An 18,874-nucleotide genomic window follows, 5' to 3' on the forward strand; every position below is an offset into this window, starting at 1 on the left:
GTAAGCAAAGGCAAGCCAGATGAATGAGCCGCTTTCGCATTCCACCTTCAATGACATTATCGATGGCGATACGCTGCATGAGGAATGCGGTGTGTTCGGCATCCTCGGTCACGCGGATGCGGCGGCCCTGACGGCGCTCGGCCTGCATGCTCTCCAGCATCGCGGTCAGGAAGCGGCCGGTATCGTTTCCTTCGATGGCAAGCGCTTCCATCAGGAGCGGCACATGGGTCTGGTGGGCGATCACTACACCAACCCAATGACACTTGCCCGCCTGCCCGGCTCGATCTCTATTGGTCACACCCGCTACTCCACCACGGGTGAAGTGGCGATGCGCAACGTGCAGCCGCTGTTTGCCGAATTGGAAGAAGGCGGTATCGCCATTGCCCATAACGGCAACTTCACCAACGGCCTGACACTGCGCCGCCAGATCATCGCAACCGGTGCAATCTGCCAATCCACCTCCGATACCGAAGTTGTGCTGCATCTGATCGCACGCTCACGCCATTCCTCCACCGCCGACCGCTTCATCGACGCGATCCGCCAGATGGAGGGCGGATATTCGATGCTTGCGATGACCCGCACCAAGCTGATTGCTGCGCGCGACCCCACGGGCATTCGCCCACTCGTCATGGGGGACCTCGACGGCAAGCCGATCTTCTGTTCGGAGACCTGTGCGCTCGACATTATCGGCGCGAAATTCGTGCGCGACGTGGAGAACGGCGAAGTCATCATCTGCGAAATCCAGCCGGATGGATCGATCAGCATCGATGCGCGCAAGCCAAACAAGCCGCAGCCCGAACGGCTCTGCCTGTTCGAATATGTCTATTTCGCGCGTCCCGACTCGGTCGTCGGCGGTCGTAACGTCTACACGACGCGCAAGAACATGGGCATGAACCTCGCCAAGGAAGCGCCGCTTGAGGCCGACGTCGTCGTGCCGGTACCGGATGGCGGCACGCCTGCAGCGCTTGGTTTTGCGCAGGAAAGCGGCATCCCGTTTGAATACGGCATCATCCGCAACCACTATGTCGGTCGCACCTTCATCGAGCCGACACAGCAGATTCGCGCTTTCGGCGTGAAGCTGAAGCATTCGGCCAACCGGGCAATGATCGAGGGCAAGCGTGTCGTTCTGGTGGATGATTCGATCGTTCGCGGCACGACATCGGTCAAGATCGTACAGATGATCCGCGAAGCGGGCGCCAAGGAAGTCCACATCCGCGTCGCGAGCCCGATGATTTTTCATCCCGATTTCTACGGTATCGACACGCCGGATGCCGACAAGCTTCTCGCCAACCAGTGTGCTGACGTGGATGCGATGGCGAAATATATTGGCGCGGACTCGCTCGCCTTCCTGTCTATCAACGGACTTTATCGTGCTGTTGGCGGCGAAGACCGCAACCCTGCCCGTCCGCAGTTCACCGACCATTACTTCACCGGTGAATATCCGACCCGACTGCTGGACAAGAACGGCGAGTCGATGGGCAGCAAGATTTCCATGCTCGCCAGCAACGGCTGATCGCCTCAAGCCCGCATCGAAACTGCGGGCTTTTGTTTGCGGCCACCTGCGACCTTGAAGCCGCTTGCCGGACATGTCCTCCCTCAGTAAGAGAGAGCGGACGACCGAACGACATTCAGGGGGGACCATGACCATCGACCTTAAAGGCCGGATCGCACTCGTGACCGGCGCTTCACGCGGAATCGGCTATTTTACCGCGGTCGAACTGGCGAAAGCCGGCGCCCATGTCATTGCCTGCGCGCGCACCGTCGGTGGCCTCGAAGATCTGGACGATGCCATCAAGGCGGTCGGTGGGACGGCAACGCTCGTTCCCTTCGATCTCGCCGACATGAAGGCGATCGATGCTCTCGGCGCCTCTATCCACGAACGTTGGGGCAAGCTGGATATTCTGGTTGCCAATGCCGGGATGCTTGGCGTCATTTCACCTGTCGGCCATATCGAGGCCAAGGTGTTTGAAAAGGTGATGAACATCAACGTCACCGCGACATGGCGTCTGATCCGTTCGGTGGAGCCGCTTCTGTTGAAATCCGATGCTGGGCGTGCGCTGATCCTGTCGTCCGGCGCTGCCCATTCCTGTCGTCCTTTCTGGGGCGTTTACTCCACCTCAAAGGCTGCCGTCGAAGCGCTGGCACGCACATGGGCTGCCGAGACCGAGCAGACGCATCTGCGCATCAACAGCATCAATCCGGGCGCGACGCGCACGGCGATGCGGGCTCAGGCGATGCCCGGCGAAGATCCCGACATCCTCCCCCATCCTTCGGAAGTCGCACAGGCTATCGTCCGGCTTGCCTCGCCGGAGCTTACCGAGACCGGCAAGATCTATGTGGTTCGCGACCGGAAATTCGTCAGCTACCGCGCACCGGAATGACTTGCGAACCGGCATGAATCTCAAAGCGATGCTCTTGACCGACAACGGGCATCGTTTCATAAAGCAAGCCATGAAAATAACGATCTGCCGCTGCTGCTGAGTTGAATTTTGCTGGCTTAACCCCCGGCCAGATCGTTTTCGTCTCCTGAAAGGTCAAAGCAGACAAACGCTCCGGTGGGGTCAATCTCCGATACCCGAAGGAAATACGCATGTCCTTGCGCTTGAAGCTCTACAACACGCTGACCCGCGAAAAAGCCGAATTCCAGCCGATCGATGCGAAGAATGTGCGCATGTATGTCTGCGGCCCGACAGTCTATGACTACGCCCATATTGGTAACGCGCGCCCTGTCATCGTTTTCGACGCGCTTTATCGCCTGTTGCGCCATGTCTATGGCGAGAACGGCGTTACCTATGCGCGCAACATCACCGATGTGGACGACAAGATCAATGCGCGGGCGCTTCGCGATTACCCGGACCTGCCGCTGAACGACGCGATCCACGCGGTGACGGAAAAGACCGCCAACCAGTTTCATCAGGATGTCGCAGCGCTTGGCTGCCTTGAGCCGACGGTGGAGCCGCGCGCAACCGATAACATTGCCCAGATGATCGACATCATCGAGAAGCTGATTGCGCGTGGCCATGCCTATGTCGCAGCGGGCGAAGTGCTGTTCGACACCAAATCCATGAGTGACTACGGCCAGCTTTCCAAGCGCCCTTTGGACGAACAACAGGCCGGCGCACGCATCGCGGTAGATGCGCACAAGAAAAACCCCGGCGACTTCGTGCTGTGGAAGCTTTCAAGCCATAACGAACCCGGCTGGGAAAGCCCGTGGGGTCGCGGTCGCCCTGGCTGGCATATCGAGTGCTCCGCCATGTCGGGACGCTATCTTGGCGAAGTCTTCGACATTCACGGCGGCGGCCTCGACCTGATCTTCCCCCACCATGAAAACGAAATCGCCCAGTCACGCTGCGCTCACGGAACGCATGTGATGGCCAACGTCTGGATGCATAACGGCTTCGTACAGGTCGAAGGCCGCAAGATGTCGAAGTCCGACGGCAATTTCGTTACCATTTATGATCTCCTGCACACAGAAGCCTTTGGCGGGCGCAAATGGCCAGGCGAGGTTCTGCGGCTGGCAATGCTGATGACGCATTACCGCGAGCCGATCGACTTCTCGGTAAAGCGTCTGGAGGAAGCCGAGCGGCTGCTGGCGAAGTGGCCTGCTGCGGAAGCGGGCGACGCCGATATCGACCAGAGCGTGCTCGACGCGCTTGCCGACGATCTCAATACCGTCGCCGCCGTCCAGGCACTGCATGCTCTGGCCCAGGCCGCCAACGCCGATCCGGAAAAACTTCCCTTATTTGCGGCGAGTGCCGCACTTCTTGGCGTGCTGCCGAAGAAGACGGAACTGGATGAGGCAATTTCTGCTGCTGTGGATTCTTTGGTGGCTATGCGGTTGGAGATGCTGAAGGCGAAGAATTTTGCCGAGGCGGATCGGATCAGGGACGAGTTGTCGGCCAAGGGCATTCAGTTGAAGGACGGCAAGGACAAGGCGACGGGGGAACGGGTGACGACTTGGGAGTTGAAGCGGTAGGGTCTGTGTCGAGAATCCCATTTTAAATGCTTGGCCTAACCCCCCTCTGTCCTGCCGGACATCTCCCCCTCAAGGGGGGAGATCGACTCGTGGCGCTGTTGCGCCCATCACTGACATCAAACTTGAATTAAGACGTCGCGCCTAGCTGATCTCCCCCCTTGAGGGGGAGATGTCCGGCAGGACAGAGGGGGGTGCCTCGCTTCGCGCTACGAGAAATTTCCAGCTCTCTGTTGATCTTTCTCGACCACTGCACCACCCTCTCGTTACTCTCAGCGCAACGAGCCACCCATGCCGCACCACGACGTCAAGCCACAGCACCGCACACATGCCCGGCGCATGCGAAAGGCGCTGACGGATGCGGAGTTAAAACTCTGGAACTGCCTGCGCGCTCACAGGCTGGACGGCCTCGGCTTCAGAAGACAACTACCCATCCTCGGCTACATCGTCGATTTCGCATGCCCTGAGCACAAACTCATCATCGAGATCGACGGCTCGCAGCACGCCGATGACGCGGTAATTCATTATGACCAGCAGAGAACCGAAACTCTCCAGCAAAACGGCTGGACCATCATCCGCTTCTGGAACGATGACGTCCTCCACCAGATAGACGATGTCTGCCTCAACATCCTGCGATCGATACCAAAGGAGCCATCATGACCACTCACACCGGCGGATGCCAATGCGGCGCGATACGGTTTCGAGCAGAAGGCATTTTGAAGGATAGTTCGATCTGCCATTGTCGCATGTGCCAGAAGGCGTTTGGAGCGTATTATGCGCCACTCGTGTCCGTGCGAGGCGCAAAGTTTGAATGGACGCGCGGTGAGCCGAAGCGGTTCCAATCCTCCAACCATGTGAGGCGGGGTTTTTGTGCTGACTGCGGGACGCCGCTGACCTATGAGGCGCCGGATGGTATGGCGATTGCGGCGGGTGCCTTCGATGATCCAGCGGCGCTACCGCCCGTCATCCAATGGGGCGTCGAGAACAAGATCGGCTTTGTCGATCATCTTCACACTCTTCCGGAAGAAGAAACCGAGGCGGATTTGACGTCTGCAAGTTTCATCGCCGGCCTTGTATCCTATCAGCATCCGGATCACGACACGGTGGAGTGGCCAGAGGAGAAGGGTTGATGAGCGAGGCAGGATATTCAGGTGGGTGCCAGTGCGGGGCAGTTCGCTTTCATGCGGGCAAGCTTGGCCGGCCGTCGATTTGCCATTGCCGCATGTGCCAGAAGCATTTCGGCAATTTCTTCGGCGCGCTCGTCACGGCTGATCAGGCGCACCTCACATGGACCCGCGGCCAGCCCAGCCTTTTTCGCTCCTCCACCAAGATCCATCGCGGCTTCTGCAACAAGTGCGGCACACCGCTGACCTATCATTATCCGGGGGGCGTCGAGATCGCCATTGGCGCCTTCGATCATCCCGATCAGATCGAGCCACAGGTGCAGGTCAATGCGCATATGCAGATGCCATGGATCAAGGCGCTGTTCGACAAGCCGGAGATCAAGCAGAGCGTCGACGAAAGCACGATCATATCCTATCAGCATCCAGACCACGACACCGCGGTCTGGCCGCCCGAAGACGAAGCAAACAAGGCATAGCATCAAGGACTGAATTCCATGACTGAAATACTGCGTGGCCTCTATCCGGAGATCGAACCCTATGAGACCGGCTTTCTCGATGTCGGCGATGGCCACACGATTTACTGGGAGCGCGTCGGCACCAAAGGCGGCAAGCCTGCGGTCTTCCTGCATGGTGGCCCAGGCGGTGGCGTCAACCCGACGCAGCGCCGCGTCTTCGATCCCGCTCTCTATGACGTGGTGTTGTTCGACCAGCGCGGCTGCGGACGCTCGACGCCGCATGCGAGCCTCGAAGCCAATACAACCTGGCACCTGGTCGCGGACATCGATAAGCTGCGCCAGAAATTCGGCTATGACAAATGGCAGGTCTTCGGTGGCTCCTGGGGTTCGACGCTTGCACTCGCCTATGCCGAGACCCATCCCGAGCATGTCAGCGAGTTGATCGTGCGCGGCATCTATCTGCTGACCAAGCGGGAACTGGACTGGTACTACCAGTTTGGCGTTTCGGAAATGTATCCCGAGCGCTGGGAAACCTTTATCGCGCCTATCCCCGAGGCGGATCGCGGGCAGATGATGGCGAGCTATTATCGCTATCTCACTGGTACGGACGAAAAGAAGAAGCTGGAATGTGCCAAGGCGTGGAGCCAATGGGAAGGTGCGACGATCGCGCTGGTGACCGATCCGGCACGCGTGGATCAATTCGGCGAAGATCACTACGCCATCGCCTTTGCCCGCATCGAAACCCACTTCTTCGTCAATGCCGGCTGGCTCGACGACGGACAGTTGCTGCGCGATGCCTACAAGCTGAAAGACATTCCGGGCGTCATAGTGCACGGTCGCTATGATATGCCCTGCCCGGCAAAGACGGCGTGGGACTTGTCCAAGGCGTGGCCGAAGGCCGACCTCCACATCATCGAAGCCGCAGGTCACGCGATGACCGAGCCCGGTATTCTCGATCAACTCATCCGGGCAACAGATCGCTTCGCTGGAAAGTGAGACCAGCCCTGCCGTCGCTTGATGTTCAGCCTTGAGCGTCACGCGACGGCGATAAAATTGAGCAAAATTCGGAGGTGTTTCAGCTTCTTACGGCGATCACCTCGCAGACTGATTCATCTCGCATAGGCTTACTGTTTGAGCATTTGCAGCTTTTCTAACCAAAGCTTCACGGAAATGAATTGGTACATCACGCCAAAGGGGAATACTGCGAAGAGACCCCGATCATATTGGCAGTATTCCCATGGCAATGAACCCCACCATTCAGGCTCCCCAGGCGGGCGATAGCGTCCGTGGCTTCGTCTACGCACTGACGGCCTATCTTCTGTGGGGTTTCCTGCCCTTCTACATGAAGGCCGTGGCGCATATCTCGCCGCTCGAGGTCATCGTTCACCGCGTCGTCTGGTCGGTGCCGATTGCAGCCATCGTGCTGATCGTTCTCGGTCGAACCGCCGAAATCCGTCAGGCGCTGACCACGCCTCGCATGCTCGCCATGGCCTGCCTCACCGCATCGCTGATCAGCGTCAACTGGGGCATCTACATCTGGGCTATTGGCTCGGGTCATGCGCTGGATGCAGCGCTCGGCTACTTCATCAATCCGCTCTTCAGCATTCTTCTCGGCGCCTTGATCCTGAAGGAGAAGCTCAGTCGCATGCAGATCGCAGCCATTTCGCTGGTTGCGATTGCCGTGGCGCTTTTGACATGGAACGCCGGTGGCCTGCCGTGGGTGGCGCTCGCGCTGACCGTATCCTGGGGCTTTTACGCCTTCTTCCGCAAGACGCTGCCGATCGGGCCGACACAGGGCTTCCTCTTGGAGGTACTGCTGCTGACTCCCCCCGCTCTTGCCTTCATCGTCTATCTGGCCTTCACCGGGGAAGGACATTTTTTCACGGGCACAGCCCAGGATAGCTGGCTTCTGGCGGCAAGCGGACTCATCACCGCCGTTCCTCTGATCTTCTATGGCAATGGCGCCAAGCTCTTGAAGCTCTCCACCATCGGCATCATGCAGTATATCGCACCATCGATGATCTTCGTCATCGCGGTTTTCGTCTTCAAGGAACCCTTCGACATGGTGCGCATGATCGCCTTTACGATGATCTGGGCGGCACTGGCGGTCTATACCCTACCGAGCCTGATGAAAGGCAGAGCTGCCGGATGACCGGCAGCTTTAAGCTTTAAAGCTTCGCAATCACCGAAGGGTCGCCTTCCGGATTTTGCTGTGACACGGCACGCTCGATGATGGCTGGTACGATATCGTCGATCCGGTCGATCACTAGCGGGTTTAGCAAATGAGCGCGGTGGATGAAGCCCTGGTCGCGCATATGGCGGATCAGCTCCAGCATAGGGTCCCAGAAACCGTTGATATTGGCAAAAACCATGGGCTTGGCGTGACGACCAAGCTGCGCCCAGGTCATGATCTCGACGATCTCTTCCACGGTGCCGATACCGCCGGGCAAAGTGACGAAGGCATCCGCGCGCTCGAACATCATGTGCTTGCGCTCATGCATGTCCTTGGTGATCACAAGTTCGTTCAATTGGCCAAGAGAATGGCGTGTCGCTTCCATATCCACGAGAAACTCGGGTATGATGCCCGTTACTTCGCCGCCGCTTGATAGAACGCCGCTCGCGACCGCACCCATGATGCCCTTGGTGCCGCCACCATAGACGAGGCGAATGCCGTTTTCGGCAAGGGATTTCCCAAGGTTGCGGCCTGCTTCCATATAGGCGGGATCGCGCCCCGGCTGAGAGCCGCAATAGACGCAGATGGATCGAATCGAATGGTTTTCATGTGTCATAGCCGGCACCGAACTACGCAGGGTCGATTCCGTCAAGAAATTTTGGGGGAAGACACGACAAACGCGGCGCTTTGGCGGAGGTGACGCTTGTATGAAAAGCGCTAAAACGCTAGCAATCCACGATAATATTGCGAAGAATGATCTGGAGACACATAATGAAAAATAAAAGAGCTGGATTGTTGGCGCTTGTCGTGCTCGGCATTGCCACGCTGCTCATGGTCTTCTTCGTTCTTCCTCGCATGTCCGGTGATGACAAGCCGATCGGTGACGCCATCAACGAAGCCAGCAATGCCGTCAAGAACAGCGTTGAGATGGGCAGTGAAAAGGCGGGCGATCTTCTGTCGGATGCCGCCAAGGACACGACCAATATTGCCGAAAAGGTTGGCCGCCTGGCGGAATCCGCCAACAAGTCCATCAAGGACATGAGCAACCTCTTTGCCGACAGCAAGGTGCCATCCAATGAAGAGTTTGCTGCCGCCCGCAAGCAGGTCGAAGACTCGCTTCGCGAGTTGGAAAACATCGACATTCCGGAATCGCTTGATGAAACCACCTCGCGTCTGATCACGACTGCGCGTACGGCAGCCGAGCGGACCACGGCCTATCTTCGCAGCTTGCCGACAGATGCCGCAGCGGCCGCAGCTCAAGTCCGCCGTCTTGCTGGCGTGTTCGCCGGCACGGATGATGGCGCTCCTCGGACAGAGGTGCCTGCCGCCGCCCCTCAGCAGGCCCAGACGCCTGCACAGCCCGCAACACCATCGGCACCGGCAACCACGGGCGATGCGGCCCAGCTTCCGACATTCGACGTTTTGCGCGTCGAGCCGGATGGTTCGGCGGTGATTGCCGGCAAGGCGCAACCGGGTTCGCAGCTTGAAATCGTCAACAAGGGTGAGGTTATCGCCAAGACACCGGTTGAGGGCAGCGGCGATTTCGCAGCCGTTCTCGACAATCCACTCCCCCCCGGCGACCATGAACTGGTGCTGCGCGCAACCGGAAAGGACGGCAAAGTCTCCGAGTCCAGTGAAGTGGCGACCGTATCGGTCCCCGCCCAGAAGAACGGCGATCTGCTTGCCATGGTCACGACGCCTGGCAAGGCCAGCCGCGTTCTGACCATGCCGGAAGCCGCTCCGCCTGCCCTGCAAGCGCAGGTCACACCACCGGCCGCAGACGGCACACAAACGCCTGCGAACGCCGCGCAGAGCGGCAATGCAGCGCCGGCCAATGCCGCACCTGAAACTGCGTCCGTGCGCGTCACCGCCGTCGAGTTCGATGGCTCGAAAATTTATATCGCCGGCTCTGCGCCCGCGGGCACGACGATCCGCGCCCTGGTGGACGATACCCGTGTTGGCGAAAGCAAGGCAGAAGCCTCCGGCAGCTTTGTTGTTGAAGGCGACATCCAGCTTTCGGTCGGCAGCCACATCATCACGGCGGAAGCGCTCGATGCGTCCGGCAAGGTGACGGTGCGTGTGCGCGTACCGTTCTCCCGCCCGGAGACGGATCAGGCCACGGTTGCCATGCAGCCATCCGGCGCACCTGCCGCCCAGCAGAACGCGACGGCATCCGGCAAGGCTCCGGCCGCGGTCACCGATCAGGCTGCGTTCGAAGCGCTGCGCACGGAAGTGTCGAAGGCCTTTGGTATCCTGTCCGGTCTCTTTAAGGAAGGCAGGACACCGACGCTGGACGAGGTCGCGGCGGCAAAGTCTGCAACGGTTATCGCGCTCCGCTCGCTTTCGGAGTTTCGCACTGCGGCTTCTGCCGACCCGGCCTTTACCGCATTCGTTGCCGGCATCTCTCACAAGGCGCGTTCCCTACTCTCGCTCGTTGAAGCGCTGCCAAGCGATGTCGCGGCTGTCGGTAAGGCAATTTCAGGCCTCACAGCTCGTTTTGAGGAGCTAAATGCAGCAGCCCCTACAACATCTGCGCCGGCGAATGCTGGCACTCCGGCTACCGATGCGTCCGGCACAAAGACCTTCGAACAGGCGCCGCTTGCGCATAGCGACAGCGCGGTGATCATTCGTCGCGGCGATACGCTGTGGCAGATTTCGCGCCGCGTCTATGGTCAGGGCGTGCGTTACACCACCATCTACCTTGCCAATCAGCAGCAAATCCAGAACCCGGATCTGATCGAGCCAGGCCAGATTTTCGACGTGCCGGAAAACGCGCTGCCAAATGCTGAAGAGATCCACCGCAACCGGTTGAAGACGCGGTAGGAATAGGACCCAAGGCATTGCAAATGCCCTGTGAGGGTACTATCTAATTTAGACAACGGCGGCTCATCAGGGCCGCCGTCTTGCTGTCTGCATCCCGGCAGACGCCGGAGCAGAGCATGGCCGACAAGAAGAAGACGATTTCAGCGGATTCCAGCAATCCGATGCAGACCATTGTCAACCTGTGGCCCTATATGTGGCCGGAGGGCAGACCCGATCTGAAGATGCGGGTGGTCTGGGCAACCTTCTTCCTGCTCGTTGCCAAGCTGGTGCTGATCTCCGTTCCCTATTTCTTCAAATGGGCGACCGATGCACTGAATGGCAAGGTCGATATGGCAGGGCTGCTGCCCGTCTTCCTGCTGGGTGCGGTTGCGCTGGTCATCGCCTATAACATCACCCGCATCATCCAGATCGGCTTCAACCAGCTTCGGGATTCACTCTTTGCCAGCGTTGGTCAGCACGCGGTGCGCCAGCTTGCCTACAAGACATTCGTGCACATGCACCAGCTATCGCTGCGCTTTCATCTCGAGCGCAAGACGGGCGGCCTTTCGCGCATCATCGAGCGTGGCACGAAGGGCATCGAAACCATCGTCCGTTTCACCATCCTCAACACCGCCCCGACATTCATCGAATTCCTGCTGACGGCGGCGATTTTCTGGGTGTCCTACGGCTTCTGGTATGTCTTCGTCACCGTCGTGACCGTCTGGGCCTATATCTGGTTTACGGTCAAAGCCAGCAATTGGCGCATTTCCATCCGCCGGTCGATGAATGATAGCGATACCGACGCCAACACCAAGGCGATTGACTCGCTTCTCAACTTCGAAACGGTAAAATATTTCGGCAATGAGGGCATGGAAGCCCAGCGCTTCGATGCCTCCATGGCGCGCTATGAGAAATCCGCCGTCGCCATTTGGACGTCGCTCGGCTGGCTCAACTTCGGCCAGGGTGTGATCTTCGGCCTCGGTTCGCTCGTCATGATGGTGATGTCGGCGCTTGCGGTTCAGCGCGGCGAACAGACCATCGGCGACTTCGTCTTCATCAACGCGCTTCTTCTCCAGCTTTCCGTGCCGCTCAACTTCATTGGCTTCGTCTATCGCGAAATCCGCCAGGGGCTGACGGATATCGAGCAAATGTTCGATCTTCTGGAAGTCGAGGCTGAAGTGGTGGATGCACCGGATGCCAAGCCGCTCCAAATCGGTGCGGGCGCTGTCAGCTTTAAGGACGTGCAGTTTTCCTACGATCCCGAGCGTCCGATCCTCAAGGGCATCTCCTTCGATGTGCCGGCGGGTAAGACGATCGCGATCGTCGGACCGTCCGGAGCGGGCAAATCGACGATCTCTCGCCTGCTCTATCGCTTCTACGATATCCAAGGCGGTTCGATCACCGTTGATGGCCAGGACATTCGCGACGTGACGCAGAAGAGCCTTCGCGCGGTGGTCGGCATGGTCCCGCAGGACACGGTGCTGTTCAACGACACGCTGGCCTACAACATTCGCTACGGCCGGCCCGACGCACCCGACGCCGATGTCACGGCTGCCGCCAATGCGGCGCAGATCAGCGGCTTCATCAGCAAGTTGCCCGACGGCTTTCAGACCATGGTCGGCGAGCGCGGCCTGAAGCTTTCCGGCGGCGAGAAACAGCGTGTTGCGATTGCTCGCACCATTCTGAAGGCTCCGCCCATCCTCATCCTCGACGAGGCGACATCGGCGCTCGATACCCATACGGAACAGGAAATTCAAAGCGCGCTGGATGTGGTCTCGCAAAACCGTACCACGCTGGTGATCGCTCACCGCCTCTCCACCGTCATCGGTGCAGATGAGATCATCGTTCTGAAGGATGGAAACATCGCCGAGCGGGGCACCCACTCGTCCCTGATGCTGGCCGGTGGTCTCTACGCCTCGATGTGGAGCCGTCAGCGCGAAGCGATCCAGGCCGAGGAACGGCTGCGGGAAGTTCGCGAGAAGGACGATCTTGGCGTCGTGGATCGCGGCGAACCCGCGCATTGACCTCGGTATAAACCGGCCCAGCCGCTGCGCACCATTGCTCGTGACGCGGTTTGCCTGTAGTCACCTATGCGTGTTTTGTCGCCTTGAGACGTGAATATTGTCGAGAAACGACTATATGGTGCATGTCTTGCAGGAACGAGCCAAGTTTTCGCCCTCGGGCGTGCAGGCAAATCGAGGTCCCAGTGGGAGCGCCCTTCGTGGCGCATATCGCAAAGGCCGGTAAAGAAACTTCGGAGAAGAAAGACCAATGAACCTGTTCGATACCATTCGTAACACCCTCGTTCCGATCCACAAGGAAGGCTACATTTTTGTCGCCGCCTTCTTCGTGGCATCGCTGGTGCTCGGCTGGATCGCCGAACCTCTGTTCTGGATCGGCATGGTTCTGACCGCCTGGTGCGCCTACTTCTTCCGCGATCCTGAACGCGTCACGCCTCAGGATGATGAGCTGATCATCAGCCCGGCCGATGGCACGGTATCGGCGATCCAGACTGTGGTTCCGCCACTGGAACTGGAACTCGGCAAAGAGCCGATGGTGCGCGTTTCGGTGTTCATGAACGTGTTCAACTGCCACGTGAACCGCTCGCCGGTGCGTGGACGCATCGTCAATGTCGCCTATCGCCCGGGCCTCTTCCTCAATGCCGATCTCGACAAGGCATCCGAGGACAATGAGCGCAACGGTCTCGTGATTGAAACCGCGCATGGCCGCGTCGGCGTCGTGCAGATTGCCGGCATGGTCGCGCGTCGCATCGTCTGCTGGGTCAAGCCGAACGAACCGGTCGATGCCGGTGAGCGCTTCGGTCTCATTCGTTTCGGTTCTCGCCTTGATATTTTCCTGCCGGAAGGTTTCTCTCCGCGGGTGTCCGTCGGTCAGACGGCGATTGCCGGTGAAACCGTTCTCGCCGAATTCGGCTCTGCCAAGGGAGCCGTCATCAGCCGCCGCGGCTGATGACACATCAGGGAGAGCGTTCGATGGACGAGCCAGCGCCACAGCCAGGCATCAACGGTAAGCACGAGGTCAGTCAGGATAGTGGGCGAGGCCCGAGGCTTCGCGAAATTCCACTTCGTCTCGTCATCCCAAACCTTGTCACCGTGCTTGCGATCTGCGCTGGCCTCAGCGGCGTTCGCCTTGCCTTCGAGGGCCGCTTCGAGCTCGCAGTTGCCATGGTGCTGCTCGCCGCCTTCCTCGATGGCATCGACGGACGCCTGGCACGCATGATGAAGGCGACGTCCAAGTTCGGCGCGCAGATGGACTCGCTGGCCGATATCGTCAATTTCGGCGTTGCCCCTGCCCTCGTCGTCTACGCCTATCTCCTTGATCAGGCCCGCTCGCTTGGCTGGATTGCAGCCCTCATCTACGTCATCGCCGCCGGGCTGCGCCTGGCGCGCTTCAATGTGATGATCGAGCGCGAGGTCAAGGCGCCCTGGCAGAACGAGTTTTTTGTCGGCGTCCCCGCACCCATGGGTGCGATGCTGGTACTGCTTCCCGTCTATATCGGTTTCATCGGCGTCGAGCCGAGCAGGACATTCGCTCACATCGCTGCCGCCTACACGGTGCTGATCGGTTATCTGCTGATCAGCCGCCTGCCCGTCTGGTCGGGTAAATCGGAAAGCCGTATCCGCCGCGATCTCGTGCTTCCAGCCATTTTGATCGTGGTGCTCTATGTGGCGCTCTTGATGAGCTTCACCTGGGAAGTCCTGATCCTCACGGTTCTGGCTTATTTGACCTTCCTGCCCTTCAGTGCTCGTATCTGGCACAAGCGCTATGGAACGTTGACGATCGAAGAGCATGACCATGGTGACAGCGGCGACGGTCTCGACCGCGGCATCTGATTTTTGACGAAACGGGATCATTCCTGTCGTGACAACGGCTGGTTTAACGTGTGTCTATTTTCAGGCCATCCCGAACACGAAATGTCGCAGTCTGCAATTTTCAATTGAGTGAATCCGCCTCGAATTCGTCACGATTGACCCCGAGAGAGCTTGTCAGAAAGGCCGACGAATCACAGGCCTGACGAGCGATCTGCGGAGGGTGGAATGACTGAAACGAAGAAAATCGAGATGCCGGCAAAGCCGGATTTGAAGGCGCACTATCAGCCGCTCGGCCTAAAGGCTGTGGCAGCTGCCGCCATGATGGTGGCGCGCAAACCCAAGCAGGCAAAGACTGCCTGATCTCGTTCATGTTAAGCAGGCAATGTGGGGCCTGCCGACTTTGCAAGTGGCGCTTTTGGGCGCCATTTTCATTTTCGACGTCAGGACGCCATCTGCAATAAGCGGGTCCGTCGTTAAAACAACGACAGTTGCCCGCTCTTCTCCTTCACCGGAGCAAGAGGTGCCGCCTCCTCTACCGGTGCGATGAGATCAGGACCGACATTGGCGACCTTGTTCACTTTATCCGACACCGGGATCATTTCGAAGAAGTCCTCATCCGCTGCCCGCATCAGGCTCGAAACCTGGCGTGGCTCCTGCGTCTTGCAATCCAGCCAGCGGCTGAAATCCTCCGGCGCAATCACCACCGGCATCCGGTCATGGACACGCGACATCGCCGCGTTGGCGGCAGTGGTGAGGATCGCGCCCGTGTCGACTTCCGATCCATCGGCAGAGGACCATGTTTCCATCAATCCGGCAAAGGCGACAATGCCGCCGCGCCTTGGTCTGATGTAATAGGCCTGCGGCTTCCCGCCATCTTCTTTGGCCGGTCGCTTCCATTCGTAAAATCCGCTTGCCGGGATGAGGATGCGGCGGTGGCGCATGGCAGCGCGGAAGGAGGCCTTGCCGATGGCTGTTTCGGAGCGGGCATTGATCAGAAGCGGGAAGGTCTTGGGGTCTTTCACCCAACCCGGCATAAAGCCCCAGCGCACGAGCATGGCCTGACGGTTGGGCAGATTGCTTCCCAACTCCTGCCGTTCACCCTCGACGATGATGAGGATCGGCTGCGTCGGTGCGATGTTGAAACGCGGCGGAAAGTCCTCCAGCCCTATCAGGTCGAGATGGTCGGCAATCTCTTCCGGCGTGGCCTTCAAAACGAAGCGACCGCACATAAGCTTATCCTCTCGGCGCAAACAGAATGAGCGAGGCGCCAGCCAGGCAAACCACGCCGCCCGCCAGATCCCAGCGATCCGGCGCATGACGTTCCACGATCCAAAGCCATAGCAAAGACGCCGCGATATAAATCCCGCCATAGGCAGCATAGGCCCGACCGGCGGCCTCTGTCGGCACAAGCGTCAAAAGCCAGGCGAAGGCCGCAAGCGACACCATCCCAGGTATCAACCACGCCACCGATTTGCCCATGCGCAGCCACACCCAAAAGGCGAAGCAGCCGGCAATTTCAGCAAGCGCTGCCATTGCGTAAACGAGGGTGAGTTTCATGCCTGTTTCCTGCACCTGCTTCCGGCAATATCACGGTGGACTGTTCGAATCCGTCGGCGCATCATAGCGAAAACCACGACCTTCGTGCATTCTCCTTAAGCCTTCCGAGCATCCAGCCACAGTTTCCTTCACCTCAAGAAGAGGTTACATGACCCTGAAGCTCTATATGCATCCCCTCTCGTCCTTCTGCCACAAGGTGCTTGTGGCGCTTTACGAAAACGGCACATCTTTTGAGTCGGTTATCGTCGATTTCTCCAATTCTGATTCAAGAGCGGCGTTCTTCGAGAAATCGCCGATGGGGAAGATGCCGGTGCTGCAGGATATGAAATCCAACGTAACGCTGCCGGAAAGCAGCATCATCATCGAGTATATCGATACCCATTATCCGAGTGATTGCGGCCTCCTCCCGCAAGATGCGGACAAACAGCTCCAGGTGCGGCTCTGGGACCGGTTTTTCGACCTCTACATCCACCAGCCTATGCAACGTATTGTTGGGGAACGTCTGCGTCCCGAAGGTTCTCTTGACCCGCATGGCGTGTTAGAGGCGCATGCGACCATCGACAAGGCCTACGGCGTTCTCGAGCAACACCTCGCAGGCCGCCAATGGGTTGCGAGCACGACGTTTTCGATGGCGGATTGCGCAGCCGTCCCGGCGCTCTTCTACGGGTCGATCGTTCATCCGTTCAACGATGACCTTGGAAACACCCATGACTACTTCGAGCGGCTGGTTTCGCGGCTCTCCGTCAAGCGGGTCATTGATGAGGCGCGGCCTTATTTTCAGTATTTTCCCTATCGGGAGACGATGCCGCCACGTTTCCTGCAAGGTTGACTGCATAATAAGATGCAGATTCTTGAAGGAAACCGCATGCTTCGTCCCCAGCCCGCATCTTCCGCCATCATCAAGCGTGGCGACCGATTGTTGCTGGTGCGTCGTATCAACCCCCCATCGCAGGATATGTTCGCCTTTCCGGGCGGCCGCGGCGAGCCTGGCGAGACACCGGCGGATACTGCCCTTCGCGAGTTGCAGGAGGAGACCGGTATCGTCGCCCGTCATCCAAAGCTTTTCGCCACCTATGATCTGCCGTCGCGCGACAGCGCGGGGCAGCTGACGAGCCACTTCCTGCTCTCGGTATTCCTGGTGGAAGCGGATGAGCAGGCTGCGGCCCTTGCTGCGGACGATGCGGCCGATGCCGGGTGGTTTACACTGGAGGAAATACGCCGCCTTCCCGCACCCGAAACTGTCGTCGAATGCGCCGAGCGCCTTTTAGGCCAGTTGCATGAACAGTAGAATCACAGCTATCTGGACGAGGTGTGTCACGAGTCGATATTGGGTTGCGCGTAAAGTCATGGGTCGACGGATTTGTTTTTTGTCAGCACTGTTGGTGAGCGTGGCCATGCCCGTTTCCTCCTATGCTGCCAGCCAAAAACCGCCGCAGCCTCCTGCCCCGCCACCTCAGGAAAGCAAGCCAGCGCCCTATGACGACAAGCTGGCGCGGCTGTCGGAAATTCTGGGTGCGGTGCAATATCTGCGCACGCTCTGCCCCTCCACGGGGCCGCAGGAATGGCGCAAGGCGATGGGCGATATTCTGGCGGCGGATACGGCAAACGAGCCGCAGCGCAAGCAGCGAATGACCGCCGCATTCAACCGCGGATATCGCACCTTTGCCGCCGTCCATACCAGTTGCACGCCTGCCGCACTCTTGGCAGAAGAGAAATACCGTAACGAAGGCGCAACACTCGCACAAGAAATCACGTCCCGCTTCGGAAATTAGAGGATTGTTAACCTCTTTTCGCCGTGGGGCGTGCCGTTTTGATAAAAGACTGTTAGAGTTGTTAACAGGGTGGTAACGACTTGAACGCCCTGTCGAGGATGAAATATGCAAACGAGCCGTAACGAAATCCACGATATGATCGCGCATGAAAAGATGCAGGTCGCTCTGGAACATCAAAACGAAGCCTGGGCCGATGGTATGGCCGATGGCATCGAGCCGGAGATCATCGCAGATGCCGCTATTGCCTTGGCCATGCGCGAAACCATTCGCATGCATGGCGAAGCCGGCGCAGAGGCCATGCTCGAATCACTGCGCCAGCGCATGCTCGCCGGCGAATTTTCCCCGCAGCGGATCATCCAGTAAGCGGGAGTTTATCGATGCTGTTTTTCCGTCATGACACCGCGCGGTCTTCCGCCGCGTTTGCTGCTGTTTTTTCTGTCGTGGTTTCCGCCACAGCCCTGCCGCACTCGGCCTTTGCTCTCTCTGAGTTGAAGCCTGGCCCATCCGGCCAGACCGAACAGGCCCAGGCATCCGAAGCGCCCAAGGCGTCGGAACCGGCGCAGGTCGACGAGGGTCCCGATGGCATTCCGATGCCGGATCCGTTGGTGAACCGCCAGGGCGGACAACAGCAGGCCGCACCAGAGCAGAACGATGCGCCGCAGATTTCCGCACAGATCGAGCATGATATCAGCAAGGCGCCGGAGCCTGTGCGTCGTCTGCGTCAGTTGATCATTGACGCGGCCTCCACCGGCGACATCGAAAAGCTGCGCCCACTGATCAACGCCGGTCCGAACCAGACACGCGTTGACGGCGAAGGAAACGATCCGATCGCTGCGCTGAAGAGCTTCTCTGGCGATCCGGAAGGCCTGGAAGTGCTGGCGATCATCCTCGACCTGCTCTCCACCGGCTACGCCCGTGTGGATGCCGGCACGCCGGACGAGATGTATGTCTTCCCCTACTTCGCTGGCAAGTCGCTCACCACACTGACCAAGCCGGAAAAGGTGGACCTGCTACGCATCATCACCGCCGGGGATCTGGCGGACATGCAGGAATACGGCAATTACAGCTTCTATCGCATCGGCATCTCACCCGACGGACAGTGGAAGTTTTTCGGCGCTGGCGACTGATCGGGCACCCGACCAGACTCAGGCGCTTGCCCTTGCGCAGCAAAAATCCTAACTCTAG

22 protein-coding genes are annotated in these 18,874 nt (G+C 59.0%); 18 read left to right on the top strand and 4 right to left on the bottom strand.

The features are described from left to right. The first annotated feature begins 19 nt into the window (after positions 1 to 19). Complete coding sequence (gene purF, locus PVA19_RS18310; RefSeq protein ID WP_062425637.1) at positions 20 to 1,513, top strand: amidophosphoribosyltransferase; 1,494 nt, start codon at positions 20 to 22, stop codon at positions 1,511 to 1,513. A 127-nt stretch (positions 1,514 to 1,640) separates the two neighbouring features. Further along, positions 1,641 to 2,381, top strand: coding sequence for an SDR family NAD(P)-dependent oxidoreductase (locus PVA19_RS18315; RefSeq protein ID WP_274103768.1), 741 nt, complete (start codon positions 1,641 to 1,643; stop codon positions 2,379 to 2,381). Here PVA19_RS18315 and PVA19_RS18320 read toward each other — a convergent pair. Beyond that, positions 2,359 to 2,592, bottom strand: a complete 234-nt coding sequence (locus tag PVA19_RS18320) for a hypothetical protein (RefSeq protein ID WP_274103769.1) — start codon at positions 2,590 to 2,592, stop codon at positions 2,359 to 2,361. The two genes, PVA19_RS18315 and PVA19_RS18320, sit on opposite strands and share 23 nt — an antisense overlap. Here PVA19_RS18320 and cysS point away from each other — a divergent pair. The 6 genes from cysS (at position 2,591) to rarD (ending at position 7,704) form a co-directional block, all read left to right on the top strand. Continuing rightward, complete coding sequence (cysS, locus tag PVA19_RS18325) at positions 2,591 to 3,976, top strand: cysteine--tRNA ligase (RefSeq protein ID WP_274103770.1); 1,386 nt, start codon at positions 2,591 to 2,593, stop codon at positions 3,974 to 3,976. The two genes, PVA19_RS18320 and cysS, sit on opposite strands and share 2 nt — an antisense overlap. A gap of 288 nt (positions 3,977 to 4,264) precedes the next feature. Then, positions 4,265 to 4,633, top strand: a complete 369-nt coding sequence (locus PVA19_RS18330; RefSeq protein ID WP_274103771.1) for an endonuclease domain-containing protein — start codon at positions 4,265 to 4,267, stop codon at positions 4,631 to 4,633. Then, entirely contained in the window at positions 4,630 to 5,103 is a 474-nt protein-coding gene (locus tag PVA19_RS18335; RefSeq protein ID WP_274103772.1) for a GFA family protein, read from the top strand. Before PVA19_RS18330 ends, PVA19_RS18335 begins: the two co-directional genes overlap by 4 nt. Then, complete coding sequence (locus tag PVA19_RS18340) at positions 5,103 to 5,573, top strand: GFA family protein (RefSeq protein ID WP_062437963.1); 471 nt, start codon at positions 5,103 to 5,105, stop codon at positions 5,571 to 5,573. The genes PVA19_RS18335 and PVA19_RS18340 overlap by 1 nt, the downstream gene beginning before the upstream one ends. A gap of 18 nt (positions 5,574 to 5,591) precedes the next feature. Continuing rightward, complete coding sequence (pip, locus tag PVA19_RS18345; protein ID WP_274103773.1) at positions 5,592 to 6,548, top strand: prolyl aminopeptidase; 957 nt, start codon at positions 5,592 to 5,594, stop codon at positions 6,546 to 6,548. A gap of 241 nt (positions 6,549 to 6,789) precedes the next feature. Beyond that, on the top strand, positions 6,790 to 7,704 hold the full coding sequence (gene rarD, locus PVA19_RS18350; protein WP_112952340.1) for an EamA family transporter RarD: 915 nt from the start codon (positions 6,790 to 6,792) through the stop codon (positions 7,702 to 7,704). A 16-nt stretch (positions 7,705 to 7,720) separates the two neighbouring features. Here rarD and PVA19_RS18355 read toward each other — a convergent pair whose 3' ends face one another. Further along, entirely contained in the window at positions 7,721 to 8,341 is a 621-nt protein-coding gene (locus PVA19_RS18355) for a TIGR00730 family Rossman fold protein (RefSeq protein ID WP_112519243.1), read from the bottom strand. A gap of 155 nt (positions 8,342 to 8,496) precedes the next feature. Here PVA19_RS18355 and PVA19_RS18360 point away from each other — a divergent pair, with 155 nt between their 5' ends. The 5 genes from PVA19_RS18360 to PVA19_RS18380 all read left to right on the top strand — a co-directional run bounded on the left by PVA19_RS18360 (position 8,497) and on the right by PVA19_RS18380 (position 14,720). Next, positions 8,497 to 10,548 (top strand): LysM peptidoglycan-binding domain-containing protein, encoded by a 2,052-nt coding sequence (locus tag PVA19_RS18360; RefSeq protein ID WP_274103774.1) that lies wholly within the window; start codon positions 8,497 to 8,499, stop codon positions 10,546 to 10,548. A gap of 116 nt (positions 10,549 to 10,664) precedes the next feature. Next, positions 10,665 to 12,551, top strand: a complete 1,887-nt coding sequence (locus PVA19_RS18365) for an ABCB family ABC transporter ATP-binding protein/permease (RefSeq protein ID WP_274103775.1) — start codon at positions 10,665 to 10,667, stop codon at positions 12,549 to 12,551. 247 nt (positions 12,552 to 12,798) lie between these two features. Then, on the top strand, positions 12,799 to 13,497 hold the full coding sequence (locus PVA19_RS18370) for a phosphatidylserine decarboxylase (RefSeq protein WP_062437972.1): 699 nt from the start codon (positions 12,799 to 12,801) through the stop codon (positions 13,495 to 13,497). Positions 13,498 to 13,520: 23 nt separating this feature from the next. Then, on the top strand, positions 13,521 to 14,381 hold the full coding sequence (gene pssA, locus PVA19_RS18375) for a CDP-diacylglycerol--serine O-phosphatidyltransferase (protein ID WP_116494047.1): 861 nt from the start codon (positions 13,521 to 13,523) through the stop codon (positions 14,379 to 14,381). A gap of 204 nt (positions 14,382 to 14,585) precedes the next feature. Then, on the top strand, positions 14,586 to 14,720 hold the full coding sequence (locus tag PVA19_RS18380) for a hypothetical protein (protein WP_272865808.1): 135 nt from the start codon (positions 14,586 to 14,588) through the stop codon (positions 14,718 to 14,720). 113 nt (positions 14,721 to 14,833) lie between these two features. Here the strand turns inward: PVA19_RS18380 and PVA19_RS18385 are convergent, their stop codons facing one another. Both PVA19_RS18385 and PVA19_RS18390 read right to left on the bottom strand, forming a co-directional pair. Further along, on the bottom strand, positions 14,834 to 15,589 hold the full coding sequence (locus tag PVA19_RS18385; RefSeq protein WP_274103776.1) for an SOS response-associated peptidase: 756 nt from the start codon (positions 15,587 to 15,589) through the stop codon (positions 14,834 to 14,836). Positions 15,590 to 15,593: 4 nt separating this feature from the next. Then, complete coding sequence (locus PVA19_RS18390; protein ID WP_274103777.1) at positions 15,594 to 15,917, bottom strand: YnfA family protein; 324 nt, start codon at positions 15,915 to 15,917, stop codon at positions 15,594 to 15,596. 148 nt (positions 15,918 to 16,065) lie between these two features. Here PVA19_RS18390 and PVA19_RS18395 point away from each other — a divergent pair, with 148 nt between their 5' ends. From PVA19_RS18395 to PVA19_RS18415, 5 genes are all read left to right on the top strand, one after another. Then, complete coding sequence (locus PVA19_RS18395) at positions 16,066 to 16,746, top strand: glutathione S-transferase family protein (protein ID WP_274103778.1); 681 nt, start codon at positions 16,066 to 16,068, stop codon at positions 16,744 to 16,746. A 36-nt stretch (positions 16,747 to 16,782) separates the two neighbouring features. Further along, on the top strand, positions 16,783 to 17,205 hold the full coding sequence (locus PVA19_RS18400) for an NUDIX hydrolase (protein ID WP_274103779.1): 423 nt from the start codon (positions 16,783 to 16,785) through the stop codon (positions 17,203 to 17,205). A gap of 58 nt (positions 17,206 to 17,263) precedes the next feature. After that, positions 17,264 to 17,689, top strand: a complete 426-nt coding sequence (locus PVA19_RS18405) for a TIGR02301 family protein (protein WP_274103780.1) — start codon at positions 17,264 to 17,266, stop codon at positions 17,687 to 17,689. A 105-nt stretch (positions 17,690 to 17,794) separates the two neighbouring features. Continuing rightward, the gene (locus PVA19_RS18410) at positions 17,795 to 18,052 is read left to right on the top strand and encodes a hypothetical protein (protein WP_062425653.1); all 258 of its coding nucleotides are present in this window, start codon (positions 17,795 to 17,797) and stop codon (positions 18,050 to 18,052) included. Between the two features lie 14 nt (positions 18,053 to 18,066). Next, the gene (locus tag PVA19_RS18415) at positions 18,067 to 18,816 is read left to right on the top strand and encodes a hypothetical protein (RefSeq protein WP_274103781.1); all 750 of its coding nucleotides are present in this window, start codon (positions 18,067 to 18,069) and stop codon (positions 18,814 to 18,816) included. Positions 18,817 to 18,874 lie beyond the last annotated feature (58 nt).

Source organism: Agrobacterium sp. CNPSo 3708, assembly GCF_028674915.1.
In the GTDB taxonomy this organism is placed as follows: Bacteria; Pseudomonadota; Alphaproteobacteria; order Rhizobiales; family Rhizobiaceae; genus Agrobacterium; species Agrobacterium cavarae.